We start from the raw sequence: 22,803 nt of genomic DNA, 5'->3' as shown, positions 1-22,803 counted from the left end.
ACGCACGAGCGACACGATGTCAAACGCGCGGTGAAGGATAACGGTGTGGTTACTGTGACCTTGTGGGAGCGGTAACCGAGCTGAAGAGCACTCCGGACGTGTTTCGCGCAGTCGTGCAAGCCCTGGAGACTGCCCGCTTCCGCCCGGAGATCGCACTGCGCCGTATCGTCCCCCCGCACGGACTTGCTCCGCACGCGATCTCCTTCGCCGCGGAAGTCGTCCGGGGTCCCCATCGGCGCGACACCGCACCCGACCGGCCCCGCACCGCGGACGACGCACCGGCGGCCGGGCGTTTCGTGGTGTTGTACGACGAGTCCTGCCCGCAGCCCTGGGAAGGTCCCTTCCGGATCGTGAGCTGGTTCCGGTCCCGCACGGACACCGCCATGGGCCGGGACGACCTGCTGACCGACGTCGGTTGGTCCTGGCTCACGGACACGCTCACCGAGCACGGTGCGCAGTTCACCGCCGAGGGCGGTACGGCCTCCCGCACGGTGGAGCGCCACTTCGGCAGCCTGACCGAACATGCAGACTCCGCCCAGGTGGAGGTGCGTGCGTCCTGGACCCCGGTGCCCCACATCGGCCCGCCGCACTGGGCCCTGACCCACCTGGGTGCCTGGGCCCAGGTGTTGTGCACCGCCGCCGGTCTGCCACCCCATCACGAGGGCGTGACCTACCTGTAACCGGCCCCGTCATCCGTCCCGTCCGGCGGTGCGGATCACCTGCACCGCCGCCGATCCACCCTCCGAGGAACATCCCATCAACAGCAACGCCAAGGACCCCAGGCCCCCTCGAGCTCCGGAGCCACCCGAGATCGTGGTCCCCGGATTCGAGCATCTGCACATTCCCGCGACCGTGCATCTCAACGGCCCCGCAGAGGGGCTCCCCCGCGTGGTGGACACCGCCCGCGGCCTCACGCGCGCCGCGGAGCAACTGGCCGCGGCCACGGGTCCCGTGGCGATCGACACCGAACGCGCCTCGGGGTTCCGCTACGGGCAGCGCGCGTTCCTCGTGCAGTTGCGCCGCGAGGGCGCGGGCACGATCCTGATCGATCCCGAGGCCGTGGGGTCCCTGGCGGTCGTGAACGAGGCCCTGCGCGACGTCGAGTGGGTGCTGCATGCGGCCACGCAGGACATGCCTTGCCTCGCCGAACTGGACATGCACCCGGACCGGCTCTTCGACACCGAACTGGGCGGTCGGTTGCTCGGGCTGCGCAAGGTGGGCCTCGCCTCCATGACGGAGGAGCTGCTGGGATTCACGCTGTCCAAGGAGCACTCGGCGGTGGACTGGTCCCAGCGCCCGCTGCCCGTGGACTGGCTCAACTACGCCGCACTGGACGTCGAAGTGCTCGTACAGCTGCGCTGGGCCACGGAGGATCGCCTGGTCCAGGCGGGCAAGCTCGACTGGGCGCTCGAAGAATTCGACCACATCCGCACCCTGCCCCCGCCCGCACCGCGCCAGGATCCGTGGCGGCGCACCCACGGCGTGGGCAACGTCCGTGGCCGGCGCAAGCTGACCGCGGTGCGCAATCTGTGGCAGGCGCGGGAGTCGCTCGCGCGGCACAAGGACCTCGCGCCCACACGGTTGCTCCCGGACTCGGCGATCGTGGCGGCCGCCAACGCGATGCCCCGCACCGTGCCGCAGCTCATGGCCACCCCGGGCTTCCACGGTCGCCTGGCCTCGCGCGAGGCCACCCGGTGGCTCACCGCGGTCCAGGACGCCCGCAACACCGAGGAGCCCGTCCCCGCCACGATCCCCTCCAACGCCCTCCCGCCGGTCAAGGGCTGGGATGCCAAGCGCCCGGAGGCAGCGGCGCGGCTCAAGGTCCTCAAACCCGCCGTGGCGGAACTCGCCGAGCACCTGGAGTTACCCACCGAGAACCTCCTGACGCCCGAACTGTTGCGCCGGTTCTGCTGGCAGCCCCCGCGTTCCACTGCCGACGACGCCGTGGCCGCCCGGCTGCGCGAGCTCGGCGCCCGCTCGTGGCAGGTCGAGCACGTGACGCCCGTGATCGGGGCCGCGTGGCGTGAACTGCGCTCGCGGCGTCGGGCGGAGAAGACCACTGAGGGGCACGAGTAGATCGAGGGCGCGGAGCCGGCCGTGCACCGGACCGCTCCGGCCACAACACGACAGTGGCCGTGCACCCACGAAGGTGCACGGCCGTTGTCACGCGGCGGCGCGGTCACATGACCCGTGCCGCCCGTCGCATCAGTTCTTCATGTCCTTGGCGTCCGGACCCGGGTGCGCGGGCTTCATGTCCACCTCGTCCTCGGTCACGGCGGGCTCAGGCAGCTCGGCGCCCGAATGGTTCGCGGGCGTACCGGAATCCTGACCGCCCTGGGAGGCCTTCTGCTTCACGGCCTCCGCACCGCCCTGCGCCTTGTCCTTGACGGACGCGGCACCCTGGGCGGCCTTGTCCTTGACGGCGGCCGCGCCCTCGGAGGCCTTGGCGCCCACGGTGCCGGCGGCCTTCTGCGCGCCCTCGGCGAGCTTCTCGCCCACCACGGGGACCTCGGACTTGACCCAGTCCGTACCCTCGGAGACCTTGGCCTGGACCTTGGGGTCGTTCCAGGTGTTCAGCGCGCTCTCGCGCAGGGACTCGTAGCTCTTGCGACCGGACGCGGAGCCGACCACGAAGCCAATTCCGAAACCGGCGACGAATGCAAGACGTTTGATCATGGTGCCTTCCTTCCTGTACGGCGGACCGGGATCCACCCGTCCGCTCCTGGTCCCATCGTACTGAGGAAACCCCCCGCTCCCGCGCCCCACGCCGCGCCGTGACCGGTCCTAGGATTGGAGTCACCGCGTCGAAAGGATCGCACCGCCATGACCGTCCCACCCCTGCCCGAGGACCCCGCCGCCCGGACCAAGACCCCCTCCCCCGCGTTGTTCACGCGCCGACGCGCCGTGGGTGCCGCCGGGATCGCCACTGTGGGCGCGGTCGGGTTGAGCGCATGCAGTTCGGGCGGCGGATCGGACGACGACGCCGCGGCCATCCCCACCGCGCCGGCCACCCCCGTGGACGTGGCCGCCGCCGCGGACATCCCCGTGGGGTCGGGGCTCAAGGTGGACTCCGGGGGTGTGCAGGCCGTGGTGGGACAGCCCACCAAGGGCACGTTCACCGCGTTCTCTCCCGTGTGCCCGCACGAGGGGTGCATCGTCAATCCCGCCAACCGGCAGTACGTGTGCCCGTGCCACAGCTCGGCGTTCGACATGGCCACGGGCGAGGTCAAGGGCGGGCCCGCACCCAGGGGACTCACTGAGTACCCGGTCACGGTGCGCAACGGGCGCGTCATCGTGGGCTGAACCGCGCGGATCCGTTCGCCACGCACCGCATCGGTCCGGCGGCAAACGGTCCGTGGATCAGCGCTGGTGGTTCAGCGTCCGTCGCGCGGTTGCTCCCCGGAGCGCGGCACGGTGAACTGCGCGGCGTCTTCGGCCACGGGGCGCGCGTACGGGACCTTGGTGCCCAGGACGGACGCGAGCGTGTCCTGGGCGATGCGCTGGGCGGTCAACCCCGTGTGCTGCAGGATCTGCTCGCGGCTCGCGTGCTCGAGGAACTCGGTGGGCAACCCCACCTCGTTCAGCGCGGTGTCCACGCCCTGGGCGCGCATCTCCTGGCGGATGAGCGAACCGATGCCCCCGGCGCGCACACCGTCCTCGATCACCACCACGATCCGGTGCGTCGCTGCCTGCTCCACGACCGCCTGCGGCACGGGCAGCACCCAGCGGGGGTCCACCACGGTGGAGGAGACACCGTGGGCGGCGAGGCGTTCGGAGACGTCCAGCGCGGTGACGCACATGGCGCCCACGCCCACGATCAGCACGTCGCGGTGATCCACGCCCTTGCCGGAGGCCTCGCCGTTGCGGGCGAGGACGTCCACCCCGCCGCTCAGTCGCTCGAGGGAGGGCAGCGGCGCACCCACCGCGCCCTTGGGGTAGCGCACCACGGTGGGTGCGTCGGAGACGGCAACCGCCTCGCGCAGCTCCTCGACCATGGTGTCCTCGTCCCGCGGGGCCGCGAGGTGCAGTCCCGGCACGATCTGCAACAGTGCGAGGTCCCACATCCCGTGGTGGCTCGGCCCGTCCGGGCCGGTGACGCCTGCGCGGTCCAGCACGACCGTGACGCCCGCGTGATGCAGGGCCACGTCCATGAGCAGCTGGTCGAAGCCGCGGTTGAGGAACGTCGCGTACAGGCCCACGACCGGGTGCAGCCCGCTGAACGCCATGCCCGCGGCCATGGTCAGCGCGTGTTGTTCGGCGATCCCCACGTCCACGACGCGCTGCGGGTGTGCCGTCTGCATCTTCTGCAGTCCCATGGGGATCAACATGGCGCCGGTGATGCCCACGATGTCCTCGCGCTCATCCGCGATCGCGGCGATCTCGTCGCGGAAGACGTGCGTCCACGAGCGGGCCGAGGCGGTGCTCGTGGGTTTGCCCGTAGTGGGGTCGATCACGGGCACGGAGTGGAACTGGTCGTTCGCGTCCAGGCGGGCGGGCAAGTAGCCGTGGCCCTTCTCGGTGATGGCGTGGACGATGACCGGGCCGCCGAAGTTGCGGGCATTCGTGAGCGCTTGTTCCATCGCGGCGAGGTCATGGCCGTCCACCGGACCCACGTACTTCATGCCGAGGTCCTCGAAGATCCCCTGCTGGACCACCACGTCCTTGATGCCCTGCTTCATCCCGTGCAGACCGCGGTACACGGCCTGGCCCAGGTGGCCCGAGGACGTCAGCAGGCGCTTAGCCTTCGCGAGGGTCTGCTCGTAGCGGCGGTCCGTGCGCACGGCGTCCACGCCCTGCTGCACGCTGGCCTGCAGCTCGCGCAGGTGGTTCGCGAACCCGCCCACGGTGGGCGCGTAGGAGCGGCCGTTGTCGTTGACCACGATCACGACTTTGCGGTCCCGGTCCGAGGCGATGTTGTTCACGGCCTCCCACGCCATGCCACCGGTCAGGGCCCCGTCCCCGATCACCGCGACGGTGTGCCGGTCGTCCTGACCCGTGAGCGCGTAACCGCGCGAGATCCCGTCCGCCCAGGACAGGGACGACGACGCGTGGGAGGACTCCACGATGTCGTGTTCGGACTCCGCGCGGGACGGGTAGCCCGCGAGGCCACCCTCCTGGCGCAGGGTGTCGAAGTCCTGGCGACCCGTGACGAGCTTGTGCACGTAGGACTGGTGCCCGGTGTCGAAGACGATCGAGTCCTGGGGCGAGTCGAACACGCGGTGCACCGCGAGGGTGAGCTCCACGACACCCAGGTTCGGCCCCAGGTGACCCCCGGTCGCGGAGACGTGGGTGATCAGGAAGGAACGGATCTCAGCGGCCAACTGCTCCATGGCCGCGGCGTCCAGCCCCCGTAGGTCTTCGGGTCCCTCGATGGTCTCCAGAAGCGTCATAGCCTGCTCTCCGTGGATGTCTCGTCCTCTTCGGGCCCGCACCGGACGGGTGCTCGTCCGGCGGGGGGATCATGATGCGCCCGAATGCTCCGTCCGATCTTACTCGCCCTGGCCGGGGCCCCGTCCCGTCGCATGGCCTGGGCCACGGCGAACGGCGCCCGCAACGCCGTCGGCCGGTGACCCCCCCGAGTGGGGATCACCGGCCGACGGTACGATCCGAGGATCTATTACTTGGCGATCTGACGCAGCACGTACTGCAGGATGCCGCCGTTACGGTAGTAGTCGGCCTCACCCGGGGTGTCGATGCGTAGCATGGCGTCGAACTCCACGGTGGAACCGTCTTCCTTGGTGGCCGTGACCTTCAGGGTCTTGGGGGTCTGGCCGTCGTTGAGCGCGGTGACCCCTTCGATCGAGAACGTCTCGGTGCCGTCCAACCCCAGGGAGTCCGCGGACTCGCCCTCGGGGAACTGCAGGGGCAGCACGCCCATGCCGATCAGGTTGGAACGGTGGATGCGCTCGTAGGACTGCGCGATGACCGCGCGCACACCCAGCAGGGACGTGCCCTTGGCCGCCCAGTCACGCGAGGAACCGGAGCCGTACTCCTTGCCGCCCAGCACCACCAGGGGAACACCGGCCTCCTGGTAGTTCATCGCGGCGTCGTACACGGCGGCCTGCGGGCCACCCTCCTGAGTGAAGTCGCGGGTGAAACCGCCCTCCACGCCGTCGAGCAGCTGGTTCTTGATGCGGATGTTCGCGAACGTACCGCGGATCATGACCTCGTGGTTACCACGGCGGGAACCGTAGGAGTTGAAGTCCTTGCGCTGCACGCCGTGCTCCGTGAGGTACTTGCCCGCGGGCGTGTCGCTCTTGAACGAACCGGCCGGGGAGATGTGGTCCGTGGTCACGGAATCGCCCAGCTTGAGCAGCACGCGCGCACCCTCGATGTCCTCCACCGGAGTGGTCTCCATGGTCATGCCCTCGAAGTACGGTGGCTTGCGCACGTAGGTGGACTCGGGGTCCCACTCGAACACGTCACCCGTGGGGGTGTCCAGGTTCTGCCAGCGCTCGTCACCGTCGAAGATGGTGCCGTACTCGCGGTCGAACATATCGGTGTCGATCGAAGCATCGATGATCTTCTGGACCTCGGTGGGGTCCGGCCAGATGTCCTTGAGGAACACGTCCTGACCGTTCGAGTCCTGGCCCAAAGGCTCGTTCTCGAAGTCAAAGTCCATGGTCCCGGCCAGCGCGTACGCGATGACCAGCGGCGGGGACGCGAGGTAGTTCATCTTCACGTCCGGGTTGATTCGGCCCTCGAAGTTGCGGTTACCGGAGAGCACCGAGGTCACGGCGAGGTCGTTTTCCTGCACGGCCTGGGAGATCTCGGGCTCCAGAGGACCGGAGTTGCCGATGCACGTGGTGCAGCCGTAACCCACGATGTAGAAGCCGAGCTCCTCGAGTGCCGGGACCAGACCGGACTTCTCGTAGTACTCGGTGACCACGCGCGAACCCGGCGCGATCGAGGTCTTGACCCACGGCTTGGCCTTGAGGCCCTTCTCCGTGGCGTTGCGCGCGAGCACGGCCGCGGCCATCATCACCGAGGGGTTGGACGTGTTGGTGCAGGACGTGATCGAGGCGATCGACACGGCACCGTGGTCCAGCTCGAAGTGACGGCCGTCCTCCATGGAGACCTCCACTCGGTGCTCGGGGCGCTCCTTCATGTCGTCCGCGGAGCTCTCGCGCGGCGCGTCCTGGGGGTCCTGCTCATCGGTCGCGTCGTGGGAGGGGGCGTCGGAGGCCGGGAAGGACTCGACGACGTCCGGGTCCACGTCCACGGACTTGTCCTCGGCCACGTAGTTCACGAGGTCGTCGCGGAACTGTTCCTTGGAGCGGGTCAGCTCGATGCGGTCCTGGGGACGCTTGGGCCCGGAGATCGAGGGGACCACGGTGGACAGGTCCAACTCGAGGTACTCGGAGTAGGCGACCTCGTGCTCGGGGTCGTGCCACATGCCCTGTTCCTTGGTGTACGCCTCGATCAGGGCGATCTGCTCCTCGGAGCGGCCCGTGAGCGCCAGGTAGTCCAGGGTCACCTGGTCGATCGGGAAGATCGCCGCGGTGGAACCGAACTCCGGGGACATGTTGCCGATCGTGGCGCGGTTGGCCAGCGGCACCGCTGCCACGCCCTCACCGTAGAACTCCACGAACTTACCCACGACACCGTGCTCACGCAGCATCTCCGTGATGGTCAGCACCACGTCCGTGGCGGTCGCACCGGAGGGGATCTCGCCGGTGAGCTTGAAACCCACCACGCGCGGGATCAGCATGGAGATGGGCTGACCGAGCATCGCGGCCTCGGCCTCGATGCCGCCCACACCCCAACCGAGCACGCCGATGCCGTTCTCCATGGTGGTGTGGGAGTCGGTGCCCACACAGGTGTCCGGGTAGGCGCGCAGCGTGCCGTCAACCTCGCGGGTCATGACCACGCGGGCCAGGTTCTCGATGTTGACCTGGTGGACGATGCCCATCCCGGGCGGGACCACCTTGAAGTCATCGAACGCGGTCTGGCCCCAGCGCAGGAACTGGTAGCGCTCGCCGTTGCGCTGGTACTCGATGTCCATGTTGCGCTCGATCGCGTCCGCGGAACCGAACGCGTCGATCTGCACGGAGTGGTCGATGACCAGCTCGGCCGGGGCGAGCGGGTTCACGCGGGAGGGGTCGCCGCCGAGATCTGCCACGGCCTCACGCATGGTAGCCAGGTCCACGATGCAGGGAACGCCGGTGAAGTCCTGCATGATCACGCGGCCAGGGGTGAACTGGATCTCCGTGTCGGGCTGGGCCTCGGGGTCCCAGTTGCCCAGGGCTTCAATGTGCTTGCTCGTCACGTTGGCACCGTCCTCGGTGCGCAGCAGGTTCTCGAGCAGGACCTTCAAGCTGTAGGGGAGCTTCTGGGCTCCCTCCACGGCGTCCAGTCGGAAAATTTCGTAGTCGGTGCCCTTGACGTTGAGAACGTCCTTGGCTCCAAAGCTGTCCACAGTCATGGTGTGGAACTCCTCTCGCCACCGTCGGTTGCGTTCGGCGCGCGCGGCACACTACAGGTGTCCCCCGCGCGTGGAACAGTCCCTGTCAGTGTAGCCCGTGCGCTCCGTCACTCCGGGGATTCCCGGGCGTCCGCGTCACGATGACGTGGGCCGTCGTGCGGCCGCCCGGTTCAGCCCTCGCAGTTGAGCACCGCGACGGCTTCCACGTGGTGCGTGTTCGGGTACAGATCGAATGCCTCGACGCCCTCGATCCGCCAGCCCCGGCGCCGCAACCGCCCCAGGTCCCGGCCGAGCGCGGCGGGATCGCACGCGACGTACACGATCGTGCGCGGTGCGGCACGGTCCACCGCGGCCAGCACCTCCTTGGCCGCACCGGCGCGCGGCGGGTCCAGGACGACGACGTCCGGGCGCGGTGGCCGCGGTGTGGAACCACGACCCCGCCGGGACGACGCCGCTGCGGCGCCCCGGCCCCGGTGCCCACCCCGCCCGCCCGGTCCAGTGAGCACGCGCGCCACGTCCCCGCGCACGCTCGTGACGTGCGGGGCGCGGGCGAGGTTGTGGGCGGCGTCGGCGGAGGTCACGGGCGAGCCCTCGACCGCGAAGACGCACCCCGTGGGGCCCACGGCGCGCGCGGCCACCGCGGTGAACAGACCGGCGCCGCTGTACAGGTCCCACACGCTGTCCCCGGGGCGCAGACCGGCGCCGTCCAGTACCGCGCGCGCGAGGGTCCCGGGAGCGCCGCGATGGATCTGCCAGAAGCCCGTGGGACTTATGCGCCAGCGCAGCGGCTCGGGATCGGTAGCGCCGGGCAACTCGAGGGTCTCCTGGACGTGGTCGGTGCCCGCCCACAACTGGGTGTCCCGCTCGTGCGGCGAGCGCGCGGTGACGCTCACCCCGCGGTCCCCCGCCCATGCGCTCAACCGATCCCGCAGGGCGGTGACCTGCTCCGGCGCGGTATCCGGGCGCAGCCCCACGTGCAGCAGCGGTGCCGCTCCCCCTGCCGGCGCGGCAACGTCCACGCGGGCCGCACCGGGGTACTCCAGCGACCACGGGGCCAGGGCACGGATCGCGTCCGTGGCCAGGGGCATGTCCGTGACGGGACCGAGCTCGGTGCTGCGGTGGGGGTACATCCCGGGTGTGCCGTCGGGGGCCACGTCCAGGTGCAACCGGGTGCGCCACCCGGTGCCGTCGGGGCTCTCCCCCGCGACGGGCTGCACCTCGCCGTCCCAGTCGTGGCCGGCCAGGTGGCCCAGTTGCTCGGCGATCACGTGGCGTTTGAGTTCGCGCTGGGTCGTCAGATCCGCGTGCCCGTACTCGGCCCCGCCCAGCGGTGACCGGTCCGCGCCCGCTGCGACGAGCGCGTCCGCCTGCTCCCACGGGTGTACCTCCCGGCGCCCGGGGACGGGTTCGAGCACGTCCGTGACGTCAGCGCGCCAGAACGACGCCGCGGGGTCCCGGTCGGTGAGCCGCACCCGAACCAGCTCCCCCGGCAGCCCGTGGCGCACGAAGACCACGCGCCCCTCGTCCGTGCGGGCCACCACGTGGCCGCCGTGGGCCACGGCGCCCAGGCGCAGCTCGAGGTGATCGGGGGACTCGGTCATTCGTTGTTCTCCGTGAGTCGTAGTTCGCGCACCGATTCGAGGTGCCAGGGTACGGAGGCGATCATGACTCCGCGTTCGTAGTGCAGCCGCGTCCGCAACGGGCGGATGGCCTGGTTGTGCAGGAAGCGTTCCCATCCGCGGCCCACCACGTACTCGGGCAGGTACACGATCACGAGGTCCCGCGGGGACTTGCGGCGGATGCCGCGGATGTGGGCGACGACGGGTCCCACGGTATCGCGGTAGGGCGAGGCGAGGACCGTGACGGGCACGGGGATCTCCAGGGCCTCCCACTGCTTCACGATCTGTTCGGTGCGCGCGCGGTCCGTGTCCACCACCACGGCCTCGAGGCTGGACGGACGGGAGGCCCGCGCATAGGTCAGGGCGTGCACCACGGGCTTGCGCACCGAGGTGACCACGATGATCGAGTGCACGCGGGACGGCAGGGCCCGCACCCCCGAGTTTTGGTGCACCTCGAGTTCGGTGTCCACCGAGCGGTAGTGGTGCCCGATGGCGCGCATCATCACGGTGATCAGGGCGATCGCGACGATCGTGAGCCACGCGCCCTGGGCGAACTTGGTCACGAGTACCACCACAAACACCGCCGCGCACGCGATCAGGGCGATCACCGCCACGGCCCAGCGCCCGGCGATCCGGCGGTGCGGACTCTGCGACGTGCTCGTGCGGCGCACCCTGGCCCAGTGCCGCACCATGCCCGCCTGGGTCAGCGTGAACGCGAAGAACGCCCCCACCACGTAGAGCTGGATGAGCCCGTTGACGTTCGCGCCGAACACGATCGTGAAGACCGCCGCGACCACGGACAACAGGATGATGCCGTTGGTGAACGCGAAGCGGTCCCCCCGGCTCTGCAACTGCCGGGGCAGCAATGCGGCGGACGCGAGGCGTGAGGCCAGCACGGGGAAGCCCGAGTACGCCGTGTTCGCGGCCATGAACAGCACGCCCACGGTCACGAGAACGAGGATCACGAACCACACGGAATCCGCCCCCGCCACGGCCTGCGCGATCTGGCCCAGGATGGGCACCTGGTAGAAGTCGGGCTCCGGTGCGCGGCCGTCGATCAACAGTTGCCGCGCGGGGTCCATCACGACCACCGCGCCCGTGCGCCGGGTCAGGTAGAGCACCCCGAGCAGCAACACAGCGGACAGCGCTCCGAGCACCACGAGCGTGCGCGCCGCGTTGAGGGCCTTGGGCTTGCGGAAGAACGGCACGGAGTGCGTGATGGTCTCCACGCCCGTCAGGGCCACGGCACCCGAGGAGAACGCGCGCAGCACGAGCATGGCCCCGGCCAGGCCCATGAGCCCCCCGTCCATGCCCGCGGCCGGGACGACGTCGTAGTCCGCCGACGGCGCGCGCTGCAGTGTTCCCGTGACGTCCTGGACGAAGCCCACGAGCACGAGGATCAGCACGACCCCCACGAACGCGTACGTGGGCACCGAGGACGCGCGACCCATGAATTTGAGTCCGCGCAGGTTGAGCAAGCCCACGAGCGCGATCCCCGCGACGGCCACGACCGTCTGGTGACCCACGAGCCACGGGACGGCCGCGGCGAGGTACTGCGCGGCGGCGGCCATGGACACGGCCACGACGAGCGTGTAGTCCACCATCAGAGCGGCACCCACCGCGGCACCGGCGGGCCGGCCGAGGTTCTTGGACGCGATCTCGAAGTCCGCCCCGCCCGAGGGGTACGCGCGCACGTTCTGCCGGTACGCGGTGATGATCACCGCGAGCACGGCGAGAACCGCGAGGCCCACCCACGGGGACAGCAGGATCGCCGCGGAACCCGCGAGGGCAAGCGTCAGGACGATCTCATCCGGGGCGTACGCGACCGAGGACAGGGCGTCGGACGCGAACACCGGCAGGGCGGTGCCCTTGGAGAGCACCGTGCCCGCGGCGCGCTCGTTGTGGATCGGTTTGCCCACGAGCGCGCGGCGCAGCATTTGGGACACATACACGTGGGAACACGCTAGTCCCTCGGCCGGGCCTTGTCCCGTGCCGCGGGCCCTATGCTGTGGCTCATGGCGCATTTCGTGATCATGGGCGTGGGCCGGGTGGGTATCACCCTCGCGCACGCCCTCGAGGACTCAGGGCACACGGTTGCCGTGATCGACCAGGACGACCGGGCGTTCCGCAAACTGCGGCCCTCGTTCAGCGGCAAAAAGGTCACGGGCCACGGTTTCGACCGCGAGGTGCTGCAACGCGCGGGGATCGCGGACGCCTACGCGTTCGCCGCGGTCTCCTCGGGGGACAATTCCAACATCATCGCCGCGCGCGTGGCGCGGGAGACCTTCAAGGTCAAGCACGTGGTCGCCCGGATCTACGACCCCACCCGCGCGGAGTTCTACCAGCGCATGGGCATTCCCACGGTCGCGTCCGTGCGCTGGAGCGCGGACCAGGTGCTGCGCCGCATCCTGCCCGAACACGCCATCACGGGTGACTTCCGGGAGGCCTCCGGCCGCCTGCAGCTCGGGGAACTGCCCCTGGACGACGCGTGGTCCGGACTGCACCTGGACCGGATCGAGGAGGCCGCCGGTGTGCGGGTCGCGTTCGTGACCCGGTTCGGGGAGGGCATCCTGCCCGCGAGCGACACGAGCTACCAGCAGGGGGACATCGTGCACGCCATGATGCGCGTGGAGGACGTGGAACGCGTGGCCCGGGTGCTGTCCCGGCCGCCGTCGGACGAGGTCATGGAGGCCGTGGCGCTCGCCGCGACCCCTGGGACGCGGGGGCGTGACTGATGCACGTGGTGATCGTAGGCGGAGGGTCCGTGGGATCCTCGATCGCTCGGGAACTGTTGTCGCACGGCCACGACGTGGTCGTGGTGGACGCCACCGCGGAGGTGATCGGGCGCTCCAACCTGCGCGGTGCGCAGTGGGTCGTGGGGGACGCGTGCGATCTCCAAGTCCTGCAACGGGCGCGCGCGGAGGAGGCGGACGTGGTCGTGGCCGCGACCGGTGACGACAAGGCCAACCTGGTCGTCTCGTTGCTCGCGCGCAGCGAGTTCGGGGTGCCCCGCACCGTGGGGCGTGTCAACCACCCCAAGAACGAGTGGCTCTTCGACGACGCGTGGGGCGTGGACGTGGCCGTATCCACCCCGCGGTTGATGACGGCGCTCGTGGAGGAAGCCGTGGAGGTGGGCGACGTCGTGCGCCTGCTGAGCTTCCAGACCGGCTCGGCCACGCTGTCCGCCTACACGGTGCCCCGGGAACACCCCGTGGTCGCGAGCACCGTGACCCAGGTGCCGTGGCCCCAGGACGTGGCGCTCGTGGCGATCCTGCGCGACGGCGTGCCGATCGCACCGTCCGGCGACGACGTCCTGGAGAGCGGGGACGAGCTGTTCTTCATCACCACGGCGGAGGGTGAGGACCAGTTGCGGGCCATGTTCACCACGGCCCGGGACGTCAACCTGCAGGCTGCTCACGGCGAGGGCGGCTCCACAGCCATGCCACCCACAGCACAGCGGCGTACAGCGGGGCCCCCATGACCAAGCGCGCGATCCCGAGCGCCGTGACGTTCTCCGCGACGTACAGCGGAACCTGCACGAGCAACCGGGTCGCGAACATCGCGATGAGCAGACCGTTGACCCGCTGATAGGCCACGCGCCGCAGCGGGTCGCGGCGCCATTCCACGGATTCACCGCGCACGTAGCCGAAGACGACGCCCAGCAGCGGCCACCCAACAACCGCCGAGATGCTCAACAGGACCAGCGCCACGACGTTCGTGATGAACCCGGGCACGTAGTAGTCCAGCGCCTGCCCGCCCGCGCGGGCGAACAGCGTGCACACCCCCACGCCCATGAGCCCGGCGATCGCCTGGGTCACGGCCTGGCGCTGCGCCAGCCGGAGCACGGTGAACACGGCGGCCGTGCCCAGTGACGCCAACAACGCCGGGACCAACTCCCCCGTGAGCACCACGCACGCGAGGTACACGAGTCCCGGGAGGATGGATTCGATCACACCGCGCCAGCCGCCCACGGCGCTGAGCACGTCCAGTTGGCCGTTGGCGTCCCGGCGCAGGCCCGAGCGCCGGGCGAGATCCTCGGCGGCGCGGCCCATGCGGTCGCCCGCGCTCTGCGGTGCGGGTTCCGTCGGGTCCGGCGGGGACGTCATCGCACGGCCTTCTTGGGGGTGATGATCTCGTAGCGCGGATTGTACATGGTGGCCACCCCGTCCGGAAAGCACACCACGGCGAGGCAGCGCAGCTTGGTGCCGGCGGTGACGCCCGGGACCACGTGCTGACCGTGCCACAGCAGTTCGAGCGTGCACGGCTGCGCCGCTGGGTTCGTCACGCGCAGCAGCGCCCGGTAGTACGGCGGCGCGGTCACGGGCGCGATCGTGACCTCCACGACCACGCCCTCCACGACCGCACGGCGCCGCTGCCGCGCCCTATGCTCCGGGGTCAGGTCCTCCGCGTGGGCCTCGGGTTCGGCGACGACGTCGATCGCGCCCGTGAGCGGGTTGTTGACCACCCGGGTCAGCCGATCTCGGTAATCTCGGGGCCGCGCCGCGGCTCCTGCACCGCGGCGCCTGGCTCCGCCGGGGTCCGACCCGCGTCCTCGTCCGCACCGGTCGGCGCGCCCGCGGGGTGCACCTCGGCGTCCTCGGGGACCGTGAGCGCGAGCAGGTCGCGCGGCGGGTGCGGGTCCTGGCCGCGGACGACGACGAGCCCGCGCACGGCGTCATCGAGCACCTCCGCGGTGGGCCCGGGCAGCGCGGCGTCGCCTGTGTAGACGCAGCGCAGGAACCAGCGCGGACCGTCGATGCCCACGAAGCGTGCAAGCCGGAATCCGTTCTCGCCGGAGGGCGTGACGCCCGCGAACTGCGCGTTGACCTGCATGCCCAGGGGACCGTCGGAGACCGTGGGGTCGCCCCCGTCCCGCCGCAACCCGGCCACGAGCTCGGCGCGCACCTCGTCCCACAGCCCGGAGGACTTGGGGGCCGTGAAGACCTGCACCTGGACGGAACCGCCCCCGAAGTCCATGTTCACGGCCCGCGGCACCCGGTCCCGCGGATCCAGCTCGACGCGCACGTCCACGCGCGCGACCGGCTTCAGCAGCAGAGCCCCGAGATCCAGGTACTCGGCGCGCTCACCCGGCATCTCGCTCTCGTCCCACGGGCCGTTGGCGCGAGGATCCGGCGCGTCCTGGTCCGGGGCGGCCTCGGTGGCAGCCGACGCGGTCGTGGACTCGGTCGGTGTCTGCTCCGAGGCCTCGCGGTTGCGCTTCTTACGTCCGAACATCAGTTGCTCCAAGAGTGGGTGGGGAATCTGCGGGGGCGAGGGCCGGCGATCAGCGGGCCCCCGTGGACCCGAATCCGCTTGCACCGCGCTCGCTGTCGGGGAGTTCGGTGGTGAGCTCGAAGCGGGCGGTGACCACTTCCTGGATCACGAGCTGGGCGATCCGCTCACCGCGGCGCACCGTGTAGCTCTCATGCGGATCCGTGTTGAGCAGGCACACCTTGAGTTCGCCACGGTAGCCGCTGTCCACGGTGCCCGGTGCATTGACCACGGTCAGCCCATGCTTGGCCGCGAGCCCGGAGCGCGGGTGCACGAGACCCACGTACCCCGCGGGGATCGCGAGCGCCACCCCTGTGTCCACGAGCGCGCGCCGACCCGGGCCGAGTTCGACGTCGTGGCGGGCGCGCAGGTCCGCCCCGGCGTCACCGGGACGTGCATAGGCGGGGGCGGGCAGGTCCGGGTCCAACAGGTGCAGGGCCACGGTCACCGCGGCCGACTCGCTCATTTCGGTCACAATGCCCCACTGTAACGCGCGGGCCTGACGGCGCGGACGCGGGCGGCGTCCAGGGGGAATGTGTCAAGGTGGGGGCATGAGTTTCCACCCAGATTCCGGGGCGGCCGCGGCGTCCTCACCCGCAGAGCACCCGTCCCACGCCCAGGAGAACGTCCGAGCGGACGTGCAGTACGAGGAGAAGCTGATCGTCGCGTGGTGGGTATGGCTCATCGTGGTCTTCGTGGGTGCGACCGGATTCGTGGCCGTGGCACCCATCAGCATCGCCGTGGGCGTGATCGTCGCGGTGGTGCTGATGGTCGTGATCGGGCTCGTGCTGCACCTGGGGGCGCCGAGCATCGTGGTCACCGACAAGGACCTGCGCGTGGGCCGGGCGTACATCGAACGGCAGTACGTGGGCAATGCTCGTCCGCTGGTCGGCGCCGAGGCGCGTGCTGCGCGCGGACCCGACCTGGACGGGCGCGCCTTCATGAACTTCCGTGTGTCGATGCCGGACCTGTGCCGGATCGAGATCGTGGACCCGGTGGACCCCACCCCGTACTGGCTCACCGCGACCCGCCACCCCGAGCGGTTGGCCGAGGCGATCAATGCGGGCTCCCGCTCGGCGAGCGACCGCGGCGACCGGGTCTGACGAGCACGATCACGGACGAGCAGAAAGACGACGGGCGCTCACCCGAGGGTGAGCGCCCGTCGTCATGCGGTCGTGGACCCGGGGCTCAGCCCAGGCACTCGTGGCAGTACTTCACGCCATCGCGCTCCTCGGCGAGCTGCGAACGGTGGCGCACCAGGAAGCACGAGCCACACGTGAACTCGTCGTCCTGGGCTGGGAGCACCACGACGGACAGTTCCTCGTTGGAGAGGTCCGCGCCGGGGAGCTCGAAGCTCTCCGCCGCGGTGGCCTCGTCCTCGTCAACGCTTCCGGACTGTTGGTCCGACCGCCGGGACTGGAGCTCCTCGATGGAGTCTTCCTTGAGGTCTTCGTCCTGCTTACGCGGTGCGTCGTAGTCTGTGGCCATGTGTCTATCCGCTCCAACCGGTCTTCACGAAAATCCCTGCGAAAAACAACTCCCGAGCGCTCTACCCCCGGGCCGTGTCGCGTAGATTGTTCACCATGGGCGCGGAAAAAGCCAGTGGCGACGCCGAGGTTTTCTCGCAGAGCAAGATTTCCACCTCGGGCGGTGGATCCGCTCGTCCGGATGACACACGTGGTGCCCGTGCGGGTGGCCGTCCCGCCGGTCCCGGACGGCGCCCGGGCGTGCCACTACACTGACGCTACGAGCGCGCCGAGCGCACCCCGGATCGCGTGGTGCCCCCAACGGCGAGGGAAGGACAGCATGGAGCAGTTGCGCCTGGTAGGAGTGCACGACGACGGTGAGCACCTCATCGTGGAGACCCCCGATTCGACCCGCTACCGGCTGAAGATCGACCAGCAATTGCGTCAGACGATCCAGCACGCGCGCCGCAAGCCACCCTCTCATGGGCGCGGCGGAGGGTCCTTCGGTCCGCGTGACATCCAGGCCCGCTTCCGCGCCGGCGCGAGCGTCGAGGACGTCGTGGCCGAGTCCGGGTGGGAGGCCGAACGCGTCAAGCGGTACGAGTGGCCCATCCTGGCCGAACGCTCCCACGTGGTCGCCGAGGCGTGCCGGGTCACGGTCTCCGGGACCAACCCCTCCCACGAGGGCTACCGCTCCGTGTTCGAGGGCGAGCCCCGCACCCTGCGTGAGACCGTGGACGAGCGTGCCGCCGAGCTCGGGGTGGACCGCTCGTCCTTCGACTGGGACGCGTGGTTGCGCGAGGACCAGTTGTGGACCGTGCAGCTGAGCTTCTCCGCGGAGGACGCCTCGCAGGACGCCCCGGACATCCCGGGTCCCGCCCAGTGGAGTTACAACCCCGCGAACCGGACCGTGCGTCCGGAGAACGACTGGGCGCACGCGCTGGGTCAGGAGCACCAGGAGACCGGCCCGCTCGGCGCGGCCGCCCACGCGCTGCCCCCCGCACCCACCGCGACATTGCGGCAGTTGCAGCACGAGGCGAGCCAGGCGGACGACCTGCTCGACGTCCTGCAGTCGCGCCGCGGACGGCGGATCGGCTCGGACGAGGCGGGCGACGACCGGCTCGCGGAGATACTCGGCCGCGGCATGGGTCAGGTGGACCAGCGCCCGCGCCCCATCGACGCCCCGGAGGATTCCACGGTGTTCGACCGGCCCATCCAGCCGGCCGCCTCGCAGGTCGCCGAGGCCCAGGCACTCGCCCAGGACGACGGGATCGAGATCGTCGACGATTCGACCCCCCTTGAACACGACGACGCCACCCCCTCCCGGAACGCAGCTGCCCCCGCCGTGCCGTTCGGGAAGGGCTCGTACGACGACTCCCCCGCAGCCTCCCGGAACGAGAACGTCCCCTCCGCCGTCACGGACCACCAGCCTGCGGATTGCATTTCCGAGGATTCCGCGCCTGAGGACTCCGGGTCGGAGAACTCCGGTGAGGACGAACACGCGGCCACGGAGACCGAAGCGCGCGGCACGACGTCGGATAGCGCGTTCGCCGTCGACGCCTCCGGCACGGCCACGGACGTGGCGGACGAGGACGAGCCCGCCGCGCAGGACACCGACGAACCGGCCCGTTCCGGCGATGCGAGCACCACGGACGAATCGGGATCGAGCGACCGTCCCGCCCCGGGCCCGCGGGGTCGCACCCCCAAGGCCAAGCGGTCCTCCGTGCCGAGCTGGGACGACATCGTCTTCGGGGCCAACCGGTCCTGACGTCGGCGCTGCGCTCTCACGAGCGGTTGTGCGCGGGGAAGCCGGCACGCGGTAAAGTCACGTGAACGCACCGGGCCCGGGGAGAACACGGTCCGGTCGTGGACACGCACGGGCGATCTCGAGGGAATTTTTGCATGGGCAACTCCATCCAGGACGATTTATTCGGTGAGGACACTCAATCCCCCGAAGGCACCGCGACTCCGGCCCGCTCGGGTGTCCGGCGATACATGGCCCCCGTCACGCTCGGTGGTGCGGCCCTGCTCGTCCTGGTGGGTGTGGGGGCCGTGGCTTTCACCGGTTTGTCGGGTTCGTCCGGCGACGACCCCGCGAACTTCGCGACCGAGCCCCCCACCGTGACCCCCTCCCCCACCGTGACCCCCTCCCCCACGCCGAGCGCCACCCCGAGCGTATCTCCGACGCCGTCGCCGCAGATCACGCCGTTGGTCCCGCCCTCGAGGCCCGCGGAGCAGTACTACGTGCCCGCTCCGCCCCCCGTGGTTCCCGCACCCCCGGTCGCTCCCGCACCGCCCGCCGCGCCGGTACCCCCGGCGCCCACGAGCACCCCTCGGCCCGTTCCGTCCACGGCTATGCCCGAGCCCACGAAGAGCCAGGCACCGGAACCGACCCGCGCACCTCGGCCGCCCCAATCACCGGCGCCCACGCGGCCGGCGGCGCCGACCGCCGATCCGGACCCCACGCAGAAGGGGACTAAGCCCGCGCCGATCACCACACCAGGGAAGGGACAAACCTCTCCTGGTCGGTGAGCGACCCGTGCTGGCCCACCATGGCCAGGGGCCGGGTTCCCTGTCGGGAGACGTCGTACAAGGCGATGTCCTCGCGGGCCAGCACCCACACGTCGCCTGCTCGTTCGAGCAATCCTTGATCCGGCTCGGGGCCGAAGTACCCGTGCGCCGCAAGGTGCTGCTTGGTGGCCACCCACACGACGTTCCCGTAGTGCGCGCTCCAACGGCTTGCCAGTTCTTCCGGATCGGTGTCCGCGTCCGTGTGCAGTTGTACCGCCCGGGGCTCACCCGCGGTGAGCCGCACCCCGGCCATGAGCTCGGGGACCGCGCTGTAGTCCACGCGGTGCTCGGGGGCCACGTCCACCATGCCATGGTCCGCGGTGAGGATCACCCGGGTGTTGGCGGGCAATTTGGTCACGAGCCGCTTGAGCGCGGAATCAAGTTCCTCGAGGGAGCGTAACCAGTCGTCCGAGCGCCACCCCGCTTTGTGACCGGTCTTGTCCAGCTCGTCCCAGTAGAAGTACACGAGCCCGCGCCTGCCCTCCCGCAGTTGCTCGAGGGTGCGCGCGGTGCGGGCGTACACACCGTGGGCGCCCACGAAACGGCCACCACGCAGCACGGCCTTCGTAAGGGCGGAGGACTCGAAGCGTGGTGAGCTCACCGTCACGGCGTCCGCGTGCTGCGCGGCGCGCTCCAGGACCGTGGGCTCGGGTTGCCAGGCAAGCGGGTCCACGTCCGAGGGCCAGTTGCCGAGCATGTTGACCACGCGGTCGGAGGCAGGGTCCACGACGTCGTAGCCGAGCATGCCGTGACGCCCCGGTGTGACTCCGGTGCCCAGGCACGAGAGCGAGACGGACGTGGTCGTGGGGAACGCGGCATCGAGCTCACCGAGTGACTGGGCCGCGCGCAGGGTGGGCGCGTAGCTCGCCGTCCCCCTCAGCAAGCGCGAGCCGAGACCGTCCACGAGCACCACCACATAGCGTTGCGCGGACGGCAAGCTGAGTGCGTTGCGGAAACCGGGGATGCCCAGGGCCGCGGCCGCGGAACCCATGACCTCCGCGACGCTGTGCGAACCGTAGCGCGGCGCACGCGGCAGCTCCGGGGCGGCGGGATCCTCCACATTCACGCGTTGCGCCCCGAATCGCGGCCGTTGAACCGGTGACCGAACCGCGGTCGCGGTGCCGGCGGTTCGGGACGGGCCGCGGTGGGGTGCTGCGGCGGGGACTGCGCGATCTGCGCGCCGGAATCCGTCAGCGGTGCCACATTGGCCCGGCGCAGCGTGCGCGCGAACTCGCGAGCGCCCTCCACGGCCTCCTGCCCGTCCGCCTCGGAGCTGATGCGCATGACCACGTCCTCGCTCGCGGCAGTGCCCGTGTAACCGTGGTCCGCCTGGCACTCGGGGTCCTCGCACATCGCGGGATACAGCTCGAGCTGTTGGGTCCCGGTCCAGCTCACGGCCAGGTTCAGCTCCATGATCGCGGTGCCCGGGACGTAGTTCTGCGGCTGGTGGTACGCGTAACTCAGCGTGACCGAGCGGATCTGGGAGATCGGCACGGTCTCGGACGAGACCCGAGCCACGGTGTCCGAACCGTTCTCGTCATACTGTTGGTCGTCCACGTGCGTGATGTGCAGGACGTCCTCCGCGAGCACGAGGGCCGTGATGTGCCGGTGCAACTCCGTGTTGGTGAAATGGGTTTCCAACTGCACCAGGTGGGACACCGGGCGCCGCCCGTCCAGGGAGTCCATGACCACGTCCGTGACCAGTTGCGGATAGAAACCCGCCTTCTCGATGTCCTGGACCAGGCGCGATCCATCGGGTGCTGAGTATGTCATGGCGCCATTGTCCTCCACCGCGCCGCCCGGGGCACATTGCGACCCTTCGCGGTCCGGCACACGGCGCAACCCTCCGCCGCCCGGCGCCTCACGGGGCCACCACGCACGAAACTGTGCCGTCCTCGAGCTTCGAACAGATCGGGGTCACGTCCGTGGTGGGCGCCGGTTCCGGGTCCCTCGTGGGAGAGATGGTGGGGGCCGGTGTCTGCACCGGTGACGAATCACCGCCCCACTGCACCAGCACGGGGCCGAGCCACAGGTACCCCGCGGCGAGGGCCAGGAGCGCGAGCGTGAGCGCTAGGACCCACCACGGCCAGCGGACCGCTCGCCGAGCGTGCGGCTCCCGTTCGTCCGCCGTGCCACCCGGGTCCACGCCGCCACCGGCTCCCGTGTCCGCGTCCCGCCCTCTGGCAGCCAGGCCGGTTGCGGTACCCACGGCAGTGATACCGGTGGGGTTCACGCCCGTGAAGCCCGCAGGATCCACGATCGTGATCTCCTCGGACCGGTCCGGGGCGCTCGCCCCTCCCGAGGTGCCCACGGGGTGCCTTTCGAGCATCGCGGGCGTGCCCTCCACGGGGTTCAGCCGCTCGGTCGTGTCCTGCCCGGCACCGGTTCCGATCGCGTGCGCAGCGGTCACCTCGTTCACGGGGGCGAAGGGGCGCAACCGGTCACCGCCGCGCTCGGCCATGGGCCGGTGCTCACCCCCGGCGATCACCTTCCGGTGCACCGCGTGCCACGCGATGGGCGCCTCCGTGGTCCCGCCCGCCCCGGGAGGTAACCGCGCGGCGTCGAGCACCGGGGACAGCTCACGCTCCGTGGTGGGTTCGAGGACGTCGAAGACCTCGAACGGCTCGCCATCCACCGTCTCGCTGGGCCGGTCCCGGCGGGCGGCCGCCGTGGCCGTGAGACTCGCGAGCAGCTGGTCGGCGGCGCGCGTGCGCTCCGCGGGCACGATGCTGAGCAGTCCGGCCACGCCCGCGTGTAACAGCGGGGAACCCCCGAACAAGCCGAGGCGGGCCACGTCCTCCGGGCGCAAGGGGTCGCCACTGAGATCCACCTCGGGCAGGACCATGCGCACCGCCGTGACCCCGGCGGCATAAAGGTCCATGGTGCGAGACGGATTCCCCGGGGCGTACGCCTCGGTCGGCAGGTACCCGGGGGTACCCACCACGGTGCCGGCGTGCGTGAGGCGCGCATCGGTCACGCGCACGGCGATCCCGAAGTCCGCGAGCCGGGCCACGGGGGTCCCCGAACCCGTGGGTTCGAGCAGCACGTTGGCGGGCTTGACGTCCCGGTGCACCCAGCCGTGCTCGTGGACGAAGCGCAGTGCCTCGAGCAGCTGACACATCAGCTCCTCCGCGAGCCAGTCCGCCACGGGACCGTTGTCCTGCAGCGCGGCCTCGAGGGTGCCCCCGGACACGAGCTCCATGGCGATGGCCACGTGTTCGTCCTCCGCGGCCCAGCCGTACGGAGCCACGACGTGCGGGTGCTCGAGGTCCACGGACTGTTCCCGCACGAAGCGCAACAGCTCCGCCGAATCACGCTGCCGCAACACCTTGGCCGCGCATTCCCTGCCCCGGCGCAGGTCGTGGGCTCGCCACACGGCCCCGCTGCCACCCTCGGCGATGGGTGTCAGCAGTTCGAAGCGTCCGGCTATCGTGTCCCGCACTCGGTTCGC

Annotated in this window: 20 protein-coding genes; 7 read left to right on the top strand and 13 right to left on the bottom strand. The window is 70.5% G+C overall.

Features of this window, described 5'->3' with window-relative positions:
- The first annotated feature begins 98 nt into the window (after positions 1–98).
- Both B3I25_RS02515 and B3I25_RS02510 read left to right on the top strand, forming a co-directional pair.
- A complete protein-coding gene (locus B3I25_RS02515; protein WP_231885597.1) occupies positions 99–680 on the top strand; it encodes a DUF3000 domain-containing protein in 582 nt (193 codons plus the stop codon).
- Between the two features lie 133 nt (positions 681–813).
- The gene (locus tag B3I25_RS02510; RefSeq protein WP_064846789.1) at positions 814–2,076 is read left to right on the top strand and encodes an HRDC domain-containing protein; all 1,263 of its coding nucleotides are present in this window, start codon (positions 814–816) and stop codon (positions 2,074–2,076) included.
- Positions 2,077–2,205: 129 nt separating this feature from the next.
- Here B3I25_RS02510 and B3I25_RS02505 read toward each other — a convergent pair whose 3' ends face one another.
- Positions 2,206–2,676, bottom strand: a complete 471-nt coding sequence (locus tag B3I25_RS02505) for a hypothetical protein (RefSeq protein ID WP_064846779.1) — start codon at positions 2,674–2,676, stop codon at positions 2,206–2,208.
- 147 nt (positions 2,677–2,823) lie between these two features.
- Between B3I25_RS02505 and B3I25_RS02500 the strand changes: the two genes are divergently transcribed.
- Complete coding sequence (locus B3I25_RS02500) at positions 2,824–3,303, top strand: Rieske (2Fe-2S) protein (protein WP_286737705.1); 480 nt, start codon at positions 2,824–2,826, stop codon at positions 3,301–3,303.
- Between the two features lie 71 nt (positions 3,304–3,374).
- On the opposite strand, the gene dxs is transcribed toward B3I25_RS02500, so the two are convergent.
- The 4 genes from dxs to B3I25_RS02480 all read right to left on the bottom strand — a co-directional run bounded on the left by dxs (position 3,375) and on the right by B3I25_RS02480 (position 11,996).
- Positions 3,375–5,390 (bottom strand): 1-deoxy-D-xylulose-5-phosphate synthase, encoded by a 2,016-nt coding sequence (gene dxs, locus B3I25_RS02495; protein WP_286737704.1) that lies wholly within the window; start codon positions 5,388–5,390, stop codon positions 3,375–3,377.
- Between the two features lie 227 nt (positions 5,391–5,617).
- On the bottom strand, positions 5,618–8,425 hold the full coding sequence (acnA, locus tag B3I25_RS02490; RefSeq protein ID WP_286737703.1) for an aconitate hydratase AcnA: 2,808 nt from the start codon (positions 8,423–8,425) through the stop codon (positions 5,618–5,620).
- 170 nt (positions 8,426–8,595) lie between these two features.
- Positions 8,596–10,026 carry a class I SAM-dependent RNA methyltransferase gene (locus tag B3I25_RS02485; RefSeq protein ID WP_286737702.1) on the bottom strand — a complete coding sequence of 477 codons (1,431 nt, stop codon included), beginning with the start codon at positions 10,024–10,026 and terminating at the stop codon, positions 8,596–8,598.
- The gene (locus tag B3I25_RS02480; RefSeq protein WP_286737701.1) at positions 10,023–11,996 is read right to left on the bottom strand and encodes an APC family permease; all 1,974 of its coding nucleotides are present in this window, start codon (positions 11,994–11,996) and stop codon (positions 10,023–10,025) included. Before B3I25_RS02480 ends, B3I25_RS02485 begins: the two co-directional genes overlap by 4 nt.
- 63 nt (positions 11,997–12,059) lie before the next feature.
- Here B3I25_RS02480 and B3I25_RS02475 point away from each other — a divergent pair, with 63 nt between their 5' ends.
- Positions 12,060–12,779, top strand: coding sequence for a potassium channel family protein (locus B3I25_RS02475; protein ID WP_064846787.1), 720 nt, complete (start codon positions 12,060–12,062; stop codon positions 12,777–12,779).
- The gene (locus tag B3I25_RS02470) at positions 12,779–13,525 is read left to right on the top strand and encodes a potassium channel family protein (protein ID WP_206398832.1); all 747 of its coding nucleotides are present in this window, start codon (positions 12,779–12,781) and stop codon (positions 13,523–13,525) included. The genes B3I25_RS02475 and B3I25_RS02470 overlap by 1 nt, the downstream gene beginning before the upstream one ends.
- On the opposite strand, the gene B3I25_RS02465 is transcribed toward B3I25_RS02470, so the two are convergent.
- From B3I25_RS02465 to dut, 4 genes are read right to left on the bottom strand one after another with little or no spacing between them, the layout of a single operon-like run.
- Positions 13,443–14,150, bottom strand: coding sequence for a DUF3159 domain-containing protein (locus tag B3I25_RS02465; protein WP_286737699.1), 708 nt, complete (start codon positions 14,148–14,150; stop codon positions 13,443–13,445). The genes B3I25_RS02470 and B3I25_RS02465 overlap by 83 nt on opposite strands.
- On the bottom strand, positions 14,147–14,509 hold the full coding sequence (locus B3I25_RS02460) for a hypothetical protein (protein WP_064846772.1): 363 nt from the start codon (positions 14,507–14,509) through the stop codon (positions 14,147–14,149). Before B3I25_RS02460 ends, B3I25_RS02465 begins: the two co-directional genes overlap by 4 nt.
- Positions 14,510–14,514: 5 nt before the next feature.
- Entirely contained in the window at positions 14,515–15,279 is a 765-nt protein-coding gene (locus B3I25_RS02455; RefSeq protein ID WP_206398834.1) for a DUF3710 domain-containing protein, read from the bottom strand.
- Positions 15,280–15,328: 49 nt separating this feature from the next.
- Positions 15,329–15,781 (bottom strand): dUTP diphosphatase, encoded by a 453-nt coding sequence (dut, locus tag B3I25_RS02450; RefSeq protein ID WP_098054510.1) that lies wholly within the window; start codon positions 15,779–15,781, stop codon positions 15,329–15,331.
- Positions 15,782–15,866: 85 nt separating this feature from the next.
- Between dut and B3I25_RS02445 the strand changes: the two genes are divergently transcribed.
- Positions 15,867–16,418 carry a DUF3093 domain-containing protein gene (locus tag B3I25_RS02445; RefSeq protein WP_286737697.1) on the top strand — a complete coding sequence of 184 codons (552 nt, stop codon included), beginning with the start codon at positions 15,867–15,869 and terminating at the stop codon, positions 16,416–16,418.
- Between the two features lie 85 nt (positions 16,419–16,503).
- On the opposite strand, the gene B3I25_RS02440 is transcribed toward B3I25_RS02445, so the two are convergent.
- The gene (locus B3I25_RS02440) at positions 16,504–16,803 is read right to left on the bottom strand and encodes a DUF4193 domain-containing protein (RefSeq protein WP_064847393.1); all 300 of its coding nucleotides are present in this window, start codon (positions 16,801–16,803) and stop codon (positions 16,504–16,506) included.
- Between the two features lie 318 nt (positions 16,804–17,121).
- Between B3I25_RS02440 and sepH the strand changes: the two genes are divergently transcribed.
- Positions 17,122–18,549: a septation protein SepH gene (gene sepH, locus B3I25_RS02435; protein WP_206398913.1), complete on the top strand. Its 1,428-nt coding sequence runs from the start codon at positions 17,122–17,124 to the stop codon at positions 18,547–18,549.
- A 723-nt stretch (positions 18,550–19,272) separates the two neighbouring features.
- Here the strand turns inward: sepH and B3I25_RS02430 are convergent.
- The 3 genes from B3I25_RS02430 to B3I25_RS02420 form a co-directional block, all read right to left on the bottom strand.
- Positions 19,273–20,343 carry an alkaline phosphatase family protein gene (locus B3I25_RS02430; protein ID WP_098054583.1) on the bottom strand — a complete coding sequence of 357 codons (1,071 nt, stop codon included), beginning with the start codon at positions 20,341–20,343 and terminating at the stop codon, positions 19,273–19,275.
- A gap of 71 nt (positions 20,344–20,414) precedes the next feature.
- Positions 20,415–21,125, bottom strand: a complete 711-nt coding sequence (locus tag B3I25_RS02425; protein ID WP_035961403.1) for a DUF5998 family protein — start codon at positions 21,123–21,125, stop codon at positions 20,415–20,417.
- Positions 21,126–21,213: 88 nt separating this feature from the next.
- Positions 21,214–22,794 (bottom strand): serine/threonine-protein kinase, encoded by a 1,581-nt coding sequence (locus B3I25_RS02420; protein WP_286737696.1) that lies wholly within the window; start codon positions 22,792–22,794, stop codon positions 21,214–21,216.
- Positions 22,795–22,803 lie beyond the last annotated feature (9 nt).

It is taken from the genome of Kocuria sp. UBA1838 (assembly GCF_002338785.1).
In the GTDB taxonomy this organism is placed as follows: domain Bacteria; phylum Actinomycetota; class Actinomycetes; order Actinomycetales; family Micrococcaceae; genus Kocuria; species Kocuria marina.
Note: the sequence above shows the minus strand (reverse complement) of the source record. Positions and strands in the feature narration are given on the sequence as shown.